This window comes from Pedobacter suwonensis, from assembly GCF_007833675.1.
Taxonomy (GTDB): domain Bacteria; phylum Bacteroidota; class Bacteroidia; order Sphingobacteriales; family Sphingobacteriaceae; genus Pedobacter; species Pedobacter suwonensis.
Window position 1 is genome coordinate 2,112,606 of record NZ_CP031708.1, and the last position, 13,583, is coordinate 2,126,188.

10 protein-coding genes are annotated in these 13,583 nt (G+C 40.5%); all 10 read right to left on the reverse strand.

Going from position 1 to position 13,583, the window contains the following annotated elements; genetic code table 11:
- Positions 1-134 precede the first annotated feature (134 nt).
- Positions 135-824 carry a ribose-5-phosphate isomerase RpiA gene (gene rpiA / locus DV942_RS08445; RefSeq protein WP_145856803.1) on the reverse strand — a complete coding sequence of 230 codons (690 nt, stop codon included), beginning with the start codon at positions 822-824 and terminating at the stop codon, positions 135-137.
- Positions 825-2,740: 1,916 nt separating this feature from the next.
- Entirely contained in the window at positions 2,741-3,850 is a 1,110-nt protein-coding gene (locus tag DV942_RS23775) for a c-type cytochrome (protein ID WP_244950856.1), read from the reverse strand.
- 26 nt (positions 3,851-3,876) lie between these two features.
- Positions 3,877-4,701 carry a hypothetical protein gene (locus DV942_RS23780; protein WP_244950857.1) on the reverse strand — a complete coding sequence of 275 codons (825 nt, stop codon included), beginning with the start codon at positions 4,699-4,701 and terminating at the stop codon, positions 3,877-3,879.
- Between the two features lie 11 nt (positions 4,702-4,712).
- Positions 4,713-6,116 (reverse strand): 3-keto-disaccharide hydrolase, encoded by a 1,404-nt coding sequence (locus DV942_RS08455; RefSeq protein WP_145856805.1) that lies wholly within the window; start codon positions 6,114-6,116, stop codon positions 4,713-4,715.
- A 141-nt stretch (positions 6,117-6,257) separates the two neighbouring features.
- Complete coding sequence (locus DV942_RS08460) at positions 6,258-8,546, reverse strand: GH92 family glycosyl hydrolase (protein ID WP_090981485.1); 2,289 nt, start codon at positions 8,544-8,546, stop codon at positions 6,258-6,260.
- Between the two features lie 38 nt (positions 8,547-8,584).
- A complete protein-coding gene (locus tag DV942_RS08465; protein WP_145856807.1) occupies positions 8,585-9,256 on the reverse strand; it encodes a basic secretory protein-like protein in 672 nt (223 codons plus the stop codon).
- Positions 9,257-9,684: 428 nt separating this feature from the next.
- Complete coding sequence (locus tag DV942_RS08470; protein WP_145856809.1) at positions 9,685-10,665, reverse strand: basic secretory protein-like protein; 981 nt, start codon at positions 10,663-10,665, stop codon at positions 9,685-9,687.
- Between the two features lie 61 nt (positions 10,666-10,726).
- The gene (locus DV942_RS23680) at positions 10,727-11,143 is read right to left on the reverse strand and encodes a hypothetical protein (protein WP_222431177.1); all 417 of its coding nucleotides are present in this window, start codon (positions 11,141-11,143) and stop codon (positions 10,727-10,729) included.
- A 62-nt stretch (positions 11,144-11,205) separates the two neighbouring features.
- Positions 11,206-11,697 (reverse strand): hypothetical protein, encoded by a 492-nt coding sequence (locus DV942_RS23685; RefSeq protein ID WP_222431178.1) that lies wholly within the window; start codon positions 11,695-11,697, stop codon positions 11,206-11,208.
- A 59-nt stretch (positions 11,698-11,756) separates the two neighbouring features.
- On the reverse strand, positions 11,757-13,583 hold the full coding sequence (locus tag DV942_RS08480) for a RagB/SusD family nutrient uptake outer membrane protein (RefSeq protein WP_145856811.1): 1,827 nt from the start codon (positions 13,581-13,583) through the stop codon (positions 11,757-11,759).

The following is a 13,583-nucleotide window of genomic DNA, read 5'->3' on the forward strand; positions in this document are numbered from 1 at the left end:
GGAAACAGGGAGAACAAGGAATTAAGACCAATTCTCATTACTTCTAATTCCGAAAATTTATTGATTATTCCGCTTACAAATAGTTCAAGGAGAAGTACAAGCGAACTAACGACTATTGAACAAATGAACCACAATCATTCAAAAATGATAATATCCGTTCCGTCACTCATCATTACTTTTGAAGTGAGGTTAATAAATAAGCCATGAGCCAATAATCCGTTAATCTGATTTAAGTCAGAAGCTAATTTCGCGGGATTATCAATCAGGCCAAAATCGGCGTCAATAATCAGGTTTCCATTATCGGTAATAAATGTTTGGTTTTCTATTGTTCGTAATATACCGTTTCCACCAAGATTGTTAATTTGATCGAATACATACTGATAAGCCAACGGAATGACCTCAATAGGGACAGTAAAAGCACCCAGTTTTTTAACCTTTTTCGAAGCATCGGTAATAATAATGGCGTTTTTACTCAATGAGGCGATTATCTTTTCTCTAAACAACGCACCGCCACCGCCTTTAATCAGATCGAGTGATGCTGTAAATTCATCGGCCCCATCAATACTGATATCAATCTGGCTTAAGTGCCCAAGATCCAGAATTTCAATACCAAGCGATTTTGCAAGTTCTTCTGTCCGGATGGAACTTGCGGCCGCTTTTATTTGAAGTCCTTCTTTTACACGTTTACCCAATTCAATAATGGCAAAAGTTGTGGTCGACCCCGTACCCAGACCAACTACATCGCCATCTTTAACCAATTTTACCGCGGCCTTGGCAGCGGCCAGTTTTTCTGCATCCTGTTGATTTTTATCTGTAAAAGCCATAAAGTAAAAATAGGTTTAAATGATAAACATCCAAAAATGAAAAAAATTTTACAGCTGATACAATAATTCCTTTTTGTAGCGTTTGTATATATGAGAGCGTTAATTTAGATGATGGGGATTCTGCAATAGTGGAATCCCCATTTCTTTTTAAGAGTGATAACCACGAGGTCATCTTCACATAACGAAGGATCTTTCATTGCAAAGTCCTCCTGAAGATAATTTATGGTATAAAAATCAATATGAGTGACAGATTTAACAAGAAATTTGAATGACCTGAAGTATCGTCATTTCGACCGCAGTGGAGAAATCTTTTAAACTAGGTTTTAATAATTCGGCTAAAAAGATCTCTCCATTTCGCTATGCTACAGTCGAGATGACGATTTTTTCTGTGATTCTGTCAATTGTAGCATAGCAAAGGATCTTTCATTGCAAAGTCCTCCTGAAGAATAATTTATCGTATAAAAATCAATATGAGTGACAGATTTAACAAGAAATTTGAATGACCTGAAGTATCGTCATTTCGACCGCAGTGGAGAAATCTTTTAAACTAGGTTTTAATAATTCGGCTAAAAAGATCTCTCCATTTCGCTATGCTACAGTCGAGATGACGATTTTTTCTGTGATTCTGTCAATTGTAGCATAGCAAAGGATCTTTCATTGCAAAGTCCTCCTGAAGAATAATTTATCGTATAAAAATCAATATGAGTGACAGATTTAACAAGAAATTTGAATGACCTGAAGTATCGTCATTTCGACCGCAGTGGGGAAATCTTTTAAACTAGGTTTTAATAATTCGGTTAAAAAGATCTCTCCATTTCGCTATGCTACAGTCGAGATGACGATTTTTTCTGTGATTCTGTCAATGGTAGCATAGCAAAGGATCTTTCATTGCAAAGTCCTCCTGAAGAATAATTTATGGTATAAAAATCAATATGAGTGACAGATTAAACAAGAAAATTGAATGACCTGAAGTATCGTCATTTCGACTGCAGTGGAGAAATCTTTTAAACTAGGTTTTAATAATTCGGTTAAAAAGATCTCTCCATTTCGCTATGCGACAGTCGAGATGACGATTTTTTCTGTGATTTTGTCAATGATAGCATAGCAAAGGATCCTTCATTGCAAAGTCCTCCTAAGAATAATTTATGGTATAAAAATCAATATGAGTGACAGATTTAACAAGAAATTTGAATGGCCTGAAGTATCATTTCGACCGCAGTGGAAAAATCTTTTAAAGAGGTTCTAATAATTCGTTTAAAAAGATCTCTCCATTTCGCTGTGCTACAGTCGAGATGACGATTTTTTCTGTGATTCTGTCAATGGTAGCATAGTGAAAGATCTTTCATTGCAAATTCCTCCTGAAGAATATTTATGGTATAAAATCAATATAAGTGACAGATTTAACAAGAAATTTGAATGACCTGAAGTATCGTCATTTCGACTGAAGTGGAGAAATCTTTTAAAATATGTTTTAATAATTCGGTTAAAAAGATCTCTCCATTTCGCTATGCGACAGTCGAGATGACGATTTTTTCTGTGATTCTGTCAATGGTAGCATAGCAAAGGATCTTTCGTTGCAAAGTCCTCCTGAAGAATAATTTATGGTATAAAAATCAATATGAGTGACAGATTTAACAAGAAATTTGAATGGCCTGAAGTATCATTTCGACCGCAGTGGAGAAATCTTTTAAACTAGGTTCTAATAATTCGGTTAAAAAGATCTCTCCATTTCGCTGTGCTACAGTCGAGACGATTTTTTTTTCTGTGATTCTGTCAATGGTAGCATAGCTAAGGAGCTTTCATTGCAAATGACCCTGAAATAAATTTAGGGCGACAATTTCCTGTATAGATTTATAGTAATTTTTTACCATAAAAAAACGGCTGGCATTTCTACCAACCGTTTCCTAACAATCAACTTATTTATTTAGAGAATTTATCCAGGCTGCAATTTTCAAAGCTTCGGCTTTGGTTACCTGCGGCATTGGCGGCATTTCTGTTGAATAACCCGGCCAGTTTTGCGGTTGCGGATTGTGGATCAACTGAAATATTTTTTCCGGTGAATATTTACGTTTTGCAATTTCTACGAATGGTGGGCCAATCTGTCTTTTGGTTTGATTATGGCAAGCCAGGCAGGTATTTTTAGTTAATAAACCTTCAACTTCTTTAAAAGTAGGCGCTTTGGCGGTAGCCGCAGGCTTTGCCGGAGTTGAAGTCCCTTTAGCTTCAGGCGCTTTACCGGTTGTTGCCTTTGGCACAGCAGTTTTTTTGGCAGGCGTATTGACAGGCGTTGCTGAGTTTTTGGTACTCACCTCGTTGGCAGAAAGTTTATTTCCATCAGGAATCTGGTTCAAAGTATAGTAAGCTACCGGATGGATCAGCGAATAAAAACCATCCTGCGAACGGATACCATCTAATGTTAAAGTATGGATATAATATTGGCGGAGGTTCTGTACAATAATCCTGGCCTTTAAACCATCTGCTGAAACCTTAACACCGGAGATCTTTAATTTCTCGGTATTTACCGGAGGCGAGCCGTATACCGGGTGATATTTATAAATAAAGCTTTCTGCGTTGTAAGACGCCAGATCTTCGGCCGATTTACGGTCAACAGGCATCGTAAACTCCACTTCAAAACCATCAGGCATTGCCCTTACGGCTTTCATTTCAAAAGGAGTTTTATTGTTGTACACCAATCTTTCCAAACCTTCATTGGCATCACCTGCTGATCCCCAACCACGGTTGGTTTCGCCAACAAATAGTGAACCATCAGTACCCCATTCCAATCTTAATACACCTGAACGGAAACCCTTGCGGAACAAGAAGGCAGCGCCTTGTTCTTCACCCTTAACGGTTTCCATAAAAATCCTCGAAATGATGCTCATCCCCTGGTCACCAACCAAAATCTGGCCGGCAAACGGCCCGAATGTGTTGGCAGGTATTTTAACAGGTTCTGCAGATGAAATACCGAGAATACCATAAGGCAACCAAACCGATGGCAATCGCAGTTCAGGAAATACTTTTTTCATTTCGAACAAAGTTTTAAATGATTCATTTACCCTGTTTTCCGGTTTAATGTACCTTCCCTGTTCATTTTGATTCTACGCTCGTCTATCTGCGAGTAAAAGAAATCTGATTGCAGTTTAACCGGAGAATTTGGCAAATTGGTCCACCTTAAACTTGCAGGGTGTCCCATAAAGTCTCCTTTGTTCACTTTCCATAAACCGCCAGAACCTACCCAGTCACCCTGATTTTCGGTATAATAAAACTGACCATCGATACTGCCAATACCGGCTGGAGAGCGGAAACCTGCAGCATAAGGCATCATTTTACCATCTTCGGTAATATTCATTGCCCAACCACGCATAGGTACCCGGCTTTCAGCACGCCACCATTCTTCGTCGCCAAAGGCCACGTTCGCGGTAACCATAAAGCTGCCATCAGGCATTATTTTCGGGCCGAAACTATATTCGTGATAGTGCCCGCTTAAAGGCCAGGCATAAACAGTTTCATAAACATCGGCTTTGCCATCCTGGTCTTTATCTACTAATTTGGTTAATTCGCCACGTTGTGCTACATAGATTGCCCCATTTTTATAGGCAATACCTAAAATTTCGTGCAAGCCATAGGCAAACCTGCGCCAATAAGGTTTTGCACTGGTAGGATTTTCAACAATGTACACTTCTCCCCTACGGGTTGAAATGCCTAAATCACCATTTGGCAGGGTAACCAACCCTCCCACTTCCAGGATCGGGCCTTCGGGTACACGTACTTTGTTTATCTTGAAAAAATCTTCTTCTTTCGGTGTTTCTTGGGCAAAAACTGTGGTAAAGCTAAAACTTAACGCCAGTAATGCTAATTTTTTAAATGTATTTCTCATGATGATCACGACTAAAACAAAATGCTATAATTCAACTTACTTCCAATGGGTGCAATGATTTCCCATTTACCATCAACATTTCTAACTACCGGCTTTGCAGTGCCTTCACCAAGCTGTATATAATATGCTTTATCGTCAATTAAATACAGGCCTTTACCAGCCTCTTCAATGTTTGAAGCAGTAGCTAAAAGGAAATACAGGTCTTTCGAAGGTTTATCCACCGTAATCTCTCTGCTTAAACCTTGTCCGTTTTCCATCACTTTAACCGCATCGGTAACATTTGTGCCGTTAATCATATATTTAAACTCCGGACGGTCTTGTTTATCCATTACATACCCCTTTGTTTTGAAACCTGTACCAGCCGTATCAGTAACCCAACTGGCCTGGTCGTTTGCCAGCTTTGAAATCGCCAGAACAGGCTTTTTGGTAAAACGGGTAACACTGCCCAAAGCGCGTGAGGTTCCGTTTCCACGGCCATCCCACATTGGTGTAGCATCGATAAAATCACCGTGCCATCCCTGTAAGAGTGTACCATTATCCAAATCGTAGCTGAAGGCCACTTTTTCAGGTCCGCCTACCGAAATAGCATGTACAGAACGTACTCCTGGCGCGACGTCTACAAAACTTCTGATCATATTGTTGCTTGCTGCCTCAATATATATCGGATCTGCACCACCATTTTGATTTGGTCTTGCCATTTCAGATATCTCGGTGATCTGGATATTTCTGAACGCTACAGAACCATGATCGCCTTGCAGGCGTAAAGGTCCTTTTGCTCTTTCAGCGCCCGCAGCACCTCTGGTTGCACCAAATAATTCAACATTTTCATGAATCAGCACACCGTTGAGTTCTGCACTGACGATTTTGGCATTTTTTGTTTTTTTGCCTGTAGCGTCAAATTGTGGTGCCTGGAAGATGATTTTGATGTGCTGCCATAAACCCGGTGCCTTGCTTGCATTCTGACGGGGAGCAACACCACCAAATCCTTTTTCGGCTTCTGGTTTGCTATCATCCCAGCGCTGATAAATCCCACCATTATTTGAAGAACTTGGGTTTCTAATTCCCCAGGCATCGTCAATCTGGATTTCATAGTTACCCTGAAGATAAATACCTGAATTTGTTCCTTTTGCAGTTAGATAATCCAGTTCTACTACTACATCACCATATTCATTGATGGTGTATAAATCCGATCCCGCTTTTTTTGCTGTAGATTGGTTAACTAAAATCCCTTCGCCTTTGGTAGTTCTTAAAACGTTTTCGGCGTTTAAATCGGCAATCACGTTTTGTGCAAGCGACCATGAATTGGAAGGGTTTTTAAAGGCTGAAAGATCTTTGAGATCAATACGCTGGCCAAATGCCAACAGGGTTCCGCAAAGCCAGAACATGGCTGTAAAACCCGTCTTTGAGATGTTCATATATTTTGGTTTATTAGTTTTAGCCATATTGAGACTAATTATTACTTTGGAAATGAGATGGTATCATTAAGTATAAACTAAACCTGTCTTTCGATAGGCTCAGGATAACAATCTCTTTAGTGATACCATCTTTACCTTTCTTTATTTTTCTGTTGATAACGAATAAGGGAAATCAGCTGGATTTGAACCTCTCGTTTTATTGGGTGTTGCCGTCATGTTGAAGTTGAGCACCGCGCCTTTCTGCATACCACTATGGCTGATCCAGTTTTTAGAATACGCCTTACCATTCATCTGCAAAGATTGAACATAACGGTTGTTATCGCTATTGGCTGGTGCGTTGATCACCACTGTTTTACCGTTTTCTAAAGTGATGGTTACCTTTTTAAATAAAGGGGCACCCAAAACATATTGGTCAACCGCTGGTGTTACCGGGTAGAAACCCATTGCTGAGAATACATACCAGGCAGAGGTTTGTCCGTTATCTTCATCCCCACAATAACCATCTGGCGTAGCTTTATACATTCTGTTCATGGTTTCGCGAACCCAATATTGGGTTTTATAAGGCGCGCCGCCGTAGTTATACAGGTAAATCATGTGCTGGATCGGTTGGTTACCATGTGCATATTGGCCCATGTTTGCAATCTGCATTTCACGGATTTCGTGAATTACCCCGCCGTAAGCGCTTTCATCAAATACCGGAGGCATAGAAAACACCGAATCTAACTTGGTTACAAATTTATTGTGACCGCCCATTAGTTTGGCCAAACCATCAATATCCTGGAAAACCGACCAGGTGTAGTGCCAGCTGTTCCCCTCGGTAAATGCACCGCCCCATTTAAAAGGACTAAACGGACTTTGGAAAGTACCATCCTGGTTTTTACCACGCATTAAGCCCGAAGCCGGATCGAAAAGATTTTTGTAGTTCATGGCTCTTTTCTTATAGATGTCGATTTCAGAGGCTGGTTTACCCAAAGCTCTTCCTAATTGGTAAATGGTAAAGTCATCATAAGCGTACTCTAATGTTTTAGCTGCATTTTCATTCTTTTTCACATCAAAAGGTACATAACCCAATTCGTTATAATACTTAACCCCGTCGCGGCCAACGGCTTCCATCGGGCCTTCGTTATTGGCACCATGTTTTACGGCCTGCCATAAGGTTTCGATATCGTAACCACGCATGCCCTTAATATAAGCATCAGACACTACCGATGCGGAGTTGTTACCTACCATGATGTTGGCATAACCCGGGCTGCTCCATTCCGGCAACCAACCACCTTCTTTATAATCGTTGATCAGGCCTTGCTGCATCTCTTTGTTAATAGATGGATAAACCAGGTTCAGGAAAGGGTATAATGCCCTGAACGTATCCCAGAAACCTGTGCCAGCAAACATATAACCTGGCAAAATCTGTCCGTTGTATGGACTCCAGTGTACAATCTGATTTTGCGCATCAATTTCGTATAATTTATTCGGGAAGAACAAGGTGCGGTACATCGCAGAATAAAATGTGCGGGTTTGATCAATCGTACCGCCCTCAACCGCAATTTTGCTTAAGGTTTTGTTCCAGGTTGCCCTGCCTTTTGCTTTTGTGGCATCGAAACCATCATTGGCCAGCTCTCTTTTCAGGTTTAAATCGGCCTGCTCAAAGCTGATAAATGAAGAAGCCACTTTTGCAATAACCTGTTCGCCTTTTTGTGTAGCAAAACCGATAACAGCACCAGCATGATCAACCGTTAATTCCAAATCTTTTTCGTTAAGTTTTTTATCATCCCAGGTTTTGGCCAGTTTGAAATCCTTGTTGAAATAGATTACAAAATAATTTTTGAAATTTTTAGGTAGTGGCCCACGTGCATATTTAGTGGTATAACCTATTATTTTCCTTTCAGCAGGTATAATTTTAATGTAGGAGCCTTTGTTCTGTGCATCTACCACCACGTAAGCGCTATCTGTTTTAGGAAAAGTAAACCTAAACTGGGCAGCGCGTTCTGTAGGGGTAATTTCGGTCGTCACATCTGCATCTGCCAGATAAACACTGTAATAATACGGCTTAGCCACTTCAGCTTTATGGCTGAACCAGCTGGCACGCTCATCCTCACTGAATCTCAACTTACCCGTAACCGGCATCATCGAAAAAGCGCCGTAATCGTTCATCCATGGCGAAGGCTGGTGTGTTTGTTTAAAACCGCGGATTTTGTCGGCATCATAAACATATGCCCATCCATCACCATTTTTACCGGTTTGCGGTGTCCACATGTTCATTCCCCAGGGCAAACCGATAGCCGGGTAAGTATTTCCGTTAGATAGTGCTGGCTTAGATGCCGTTCCCATTAGCGGATTTATCCAATCTACCGGATCTGTAATTTTGCCTATTGTTTGTGCGAAACCGGTTGATGCCGCAACACTCAATAAGGCGATAAATAATCGTTTCATTTGTTGTTTGTGTTTTTTTATATGCTTGTAATTATTTTTTAAACTTCAGAATTTTTAACATAATCTGCCCAAAGTGCATCTAAATCTTTACCTGTTAACCTGGTCCAGATCTCTTTGGTGTAAGTATGGTCTCTTAAAGAAGCATCAACCGCTTTAATAGTACCTGGCTTTACGCTTTTTTCGATCCATGCAAAAAATGCTGCGGTAATGCGGTAACTGTTTTTATAAGAATGATCTGGCTTCAAAGCCGGCAGCGACCATTTGGCACCCGCGTTATCTACACCGAATTTGTAACGCGCATAATCTGCAATCCCTTCTGTTAACCATCCCGGGCCCACGCTTCGTCCATAATCCTGCACAATGTGCATCACCTCATGGGTAACCACATCGATATCTTCGGGATGTTTGATCATCCACATCGAACTAAAAGTCACTTTACCATCGGCAGTTGCCGCAACACCTTTATAAGCCGTATCGACAAAAAACTTTACTTCTTTAATGGTAGAAGGATTGTATTCTTTAGCCAGCTTTGGATAAACTTCAAAAAATGTTTTGATCAGTCGTTTTTTTAATTGAGGATCAAGTTCCTTGAAATTGCTTTCAAAAGATAAGGTATAACCGTTTTTCTTAGTAATTTCCTGCGCTGTTGCCTGCAATGCTAAAGCAGATACCAGCATAACGAAAACCGAAAGAATTGATATTTTTTTCATGTATGGTGAATATTGGTGTTTTGGTTAGCGTTTAGTTCTGCAAATTAAATATTTTATGTAAAACGTTTTAGTAAATGACCAAAAATTTTACTTTAATGATGGTTATTTTTACAAAAGACTCTTGAAAAATTAAGTTTTTACAGAGAAGTCAGGTTTATTTGCCTATTGCCTTTAAACCTGACTTCTCCATAAAATAAACCCTGGCAGGAATCCGGGGATGAAAATACGCTGAAAATTCTTAAGTTCCTGAAAAATGAAGTGGGCTCGACATTAGCTGATTCCTCAACAAGTCTAAATTTACCTTAAGAGAAATCCTCCCTTTCTTCGATGCTTAAGTTGATGACGGATTTTCCGTAAGTTATCCTCACTTTTTGTAGAAAAAGAATCTTAACCTCCATTTATTCCGGTAGAGAAGAAAACTTTAAACCTTATTTTTTGCTGCTATAAGTAAGGCTTACTTTTTGGGGTTCTTTACTATAATCTGCCCAAAGCTGATTTAAGTCTTTTCCGGTTAAAGCTGTCCAGGATTGTTCCGTATATTCGTGAGCTCTTAATTGCTGATCTAATGCAGCAACCAATCCTGGTTTAACATTTTGCTCCAACCAGGCGAAAAAGCGTGCAGTAATCCGATAGCTGTTGGTATAATGTTGTTTTGCATTGTAGGCCGGCAAGTTCCATTTAGAGCCTACATTATCTACGCCATATTTATAGCGCACATAATCGGCAATACCTTCTGTTAGCCAAACCGGACCCGCGCTGTAGCCGTATCCCTGTACAATATGCATGGTTTCGTGCGTTACCACATCAATATCGGTTGGATGCGCTTTCATATAACCTGCGCTGAACAGAATCCTGTTACCACTGGCCTCAGCTACGGCTTTATAAGCAGTATCAACCACAAAAAGTACATCATGTGTAGATTTTTGGTTAAATGTTTTTACCAGTGTAGGGTAAATTTCAAAATAGGTAGAAATTAAGTTTTTTCTAACCGCTGGGTCGAGGTTAGGATCTTTGCTGATGAAAGTTAGGGTATATCCCTTGTGTTTTTCTTTACTGTATGATACCCAGTTTTTAGCCAATGCGGTGAAAAGTTCTTTCTCGATCTTCCTTTGCGATTTGTTTTTAACCCATTCGCTGTTTACTTTAATTTCACCAGCTTTGGCATAAATTGTCGGCGTTTCATCAGTTACAAAATCCAGTATCACATTTCTTTTTGTCCTGTAGCCATCTGCCTGGGCAAAACTGGGATAAACATTGATAAAAGCGGCCTTTAGCTTGGCATCTAAAACGGCATTGGTAGCGCTGTCCTTATCGTTGATGATAATTTTATAGCCTCGTTCTCTGTTTTGGGCAGAAGCAAAAACCGCCGAGCATGATACTAATGCGAAGATTAAAAATTTCTTGATCATTTGTTTTATTGTGATAAATAGAACGATTCAGGCTGTTTGCCCAATCTGTCCTGATTATAGATTAATAAGTGATATTCGGAAAATCGGCTTTGGCTTTAGTTAACATTGGCGCCCAGTCGGCACCTTTTTCGTCTTTTGGGCCAAAGGCGGTTAATGCCAATGGTGCTAAATCGGCTTTGGCTGCACCGCTCCAAAAGTGGATAAATTCACCAAAATTCATTTTTCTGGTATATTGCTGGTAGCTTTTGCCCTGTACCGTAATATTCTGTTTTGGAAATTCTTGCGATAGGAGGGTAAAAAAGCCGTTCAATACCTTTGTTTTACCATAGTTTTCGTAAATCGGTAGAAACCAGTTTTTAAACCATTGCGTACCAGCCCTCGGATAACTGTCGGTTGTAGTCATCATTTTATTCATCCACCGTTGTGCATCGGCTGGTCTGTTTAAGCCTAAATACACATCGTACTGATAAATTTCCATCCATTTACTATCGTGCCAAATATCAAAAGCGGGCGACTCTTTTACTCCCTTCGATGCGCCTTCTACGATGTGGCCAATCTCATGGGTAGATAGTCGATGTCGTTATCTACACCTGTAATCCAAGCATTTAAATCATTGGAACCGCAATCTGTAACATTACGGTAATCGTGGCCGGCATCAAGATAGGTACCCGGATGACCGCCTCCATATTTACCTGCGTGATAAATGACGAACAAGCGGCTGTCATCGCCAAACTTACCATAAACTTTTTTGGTATAATTCCAGGCATCAGCCATGTAGGTTTTCGGCCAGGTAACAGCTGGCTTCACGTCACCGTCATAATAAACCACTACGCTGGTGTCATAAGCTACACGGTTTAATAGTTGCACGTGTTCGAACCAATGTTCCTTCCAGGTTTTGGGCGGCGCATCAGGTGGGTCAACTGCTTCAACAAGTGGTGGTGCTGGTTTCGCTGCCTCTACAGGTTCCTTTTTGCTGTTGCAGGCCAGTAGTAAAATTACTGCAGTTGCTGATAATGTGAAAATATTTTTCATTGCGTGGCTATTGAGAGATGAAAAAAGCACCGGGTAAAGTACCCGGTGCTCTATTTGTTTTACCAACCTGTATTTTGTACAAGTAAAGGCACTTTTTGAATTTCGCCTGCTGGTATTGGCCATAGGTAGTGTTTCTTTTGGAAAACCCTATTTTCGGTTACTACAGGTGTGAAAAATCCAGGCGCATTTTGAGTAATATTTAAACCTCTGATCTGCGTATCGGTAGTTTCTGCAATTTTCCATTCCCTGGTATAGAAATAGCGGTCCAGTTCAAAAGCTAATTCTACACGTCGCTCTCTGCGGATGGCATCTTTCATATCTGCCGGGATGGGTAAACCACCACTTCCATAAACCGGAATACCTGCTCTGGTGCGGATCCTGTTTAAGTAAATCAAAATATCAGGATCAGACGGATTCGACTCTTGTAATGCCTCAATATAATCCAAATAAATTTCTGCCAGTCTGATTACGGTGAAAATTGATCTACCATTTGTCCAGCCCGCTACCGTTAAATGTTTTCTGGAGGTATAGCCTGTTTTGGTATAGTCATTATTCGCGATAGCAGCTTTGCCTGCATTACCGTTAAATTCAAAACTGGTAACAATATTAGATGAAGGATTGATCCATTTACGCCCGGTATAAGTGATGTCGGCATAAAAACGTGGTTCGCGGTTAACGTACATATTACTAATCGTTCTCGAAACACCCTGGTCGTTTGGATCTGGTGCCTGAAAATTAGAAGTTCCGTTAGCGGTATAGCTTGGATCGTTCTCGATAGGTAAGCCGTTTGCAGTAAAAAAGGCATCCACCAACTGCTGAGATGGCGATAAGAAGGAACCGCCTTTATCACCACCTGAGGCACCATTATGGTTTGGCGCTAAAGAATACTGGTAAAAAGTAACATCTCCACCTCTACCGAAAATGATCTCAGAATTCCAGCCATTTAAAAATACATCCCTGGTAGCAATAAATGCCCGATTAAAAGCTGTATTCGGTAAACCAGCCGGTGTTGAGGGTACTGAATACAGTGCGTAGTTGGAATAGTTAGGGTTGTTTAAAAAAGCCTTCGCTGCTGTAGCCAGTCTGGTCCATTTTGCCACGCTATAAGTTTGATTGATCAATTGTTTGCCATCCTGATTTTTGAGATTGGCGTAATCCGTATTTCCATTAAATAATGGGCGGGCGGCTGTCAATAAAGCTTTAATTTTATAAGCATCGGCTACTGAAGCCGTAATATGACCATAATCTTCATTAGCCTGTGGTGTTGCAGGCAAACGAGAACTGGTGGCTTCGAGTTCACTCACAATGTAGTCAATACACTCATCCATTGAGTTACGGGGTTTACTAATGGCCTGTAGCGGCGCATCTGACGCAATTGGGTCATTACCCAATAATACAACAGGTCCGTACTGTCTAACGAGATGATAATAATAAATAGCCCTTAAAGCCCTTGCCTCATTGTAATAACGGTTTACAATATCGATACCGCCAATGTTACAATCTGTACACCTGCTTACATTTGCCATAAAAGAACTCGCAGCCTGTATACCACGGTAATAACTTTGCCAGTGGTAATTTACCTGACCGCTGGTAGCATCCCAGGCACCAGAATTTACGTTTTCAGTAAAGTTTGGCAAAGTATAATCAGCCTCATCAGAAGCGGCTGTCCAAGGTCCGATATTTCCTGACCCGGAAGCCGAACGGTCTTGATTCTGATCTGGTAATGTAGAATAAACGTTAGCCAGTGCCAGATCAACAGTAGCTTTTTTCTCGTACATCTGATCGAAAGTTAACCTGTCATCAGGTACCTGATTTAAAAATTTCTTACAGCCATAATTACCAATTACCAGTAATACACCAGCTGTATATATCAATATCTTTTTCAT

What these genes read in the sequence shown, in the direction of transcription:
- rpiA (WP_145856803.1), bottom strand. Translation starts at nt 824, where the DNA reads ATGGCTTTTACAGATAAAAATCAACAGGATGCAGAAAAACTGGCCGCT.
- DV942_RS23775 (WP_244950856.1), bottom strand. Translation starts at nt 3,850, where the DNA reads ATGAAAAAAGTATTTCCTGAACTGCGATTGCCATCGGTTTGGTTGCCT.
- DV942_RS23780 (WP_244950857.1), bottom strand. Translation starts at nt 4,701, where the DNA reads ATGAGAAATACATTTAAAAAATTAGCATTACTGGCGTTAAGTTTTAGC.
- DV942_RS08455 (WP_145856805.1), bottom strand. Translation starts at nt 6,116, where the DNA reads ATGAACATCTCAAAGACGGGTTTTACAGCCATGTTCTGGCTTTGCGGA.
- DV942_RS08460 (WP_090981485.1), bottom strand. Translation starts at nt 8,546, where the DNA reads ATGAAACGATTATTTATCGCCTTATTGAGTGTTGCGGCATCAACCGGT.
- DV942_RS08465 (WP_145856807.1), bottom strand. Translation starts at nt 9,256, where the DNA reads ATGAAAAAAATATCAATTCTTTCGGTTTTCGTTATGCTGGTATCTGCT.
- DV942_RS08470 (WP_145856809.1), bottom strand. Translation starts at nt 10,665, where the DNA reads ATGATCAAGAAATTTTTAATCTTCGCATTAGTATCATGCTCGGCGGTT.
- DV942_RS23680 (WP_222431177.1), bottom strand. Translation starts at nt 11,143, where the DNA reads ATGGAAATTTATCAGTACGATGTGTATTTAGGCTTAAACAGACCAGCC.
- DV942_RS23685 (WP_222431178.1), bottom strand. Translation starts at nt 11,697, where the DNA reads ATGAAAAATATTTTCACATTATCAGCAACTGCAGTAATTTTACTACTG.
- DV942_RS08480 (WP_145856811.1), bottom strand. Translation starts at nt 13,583, where the DNA reads ATGAAAAAGATATTGATATATACAGCTGGTGTATTACTGGTAATTGGT.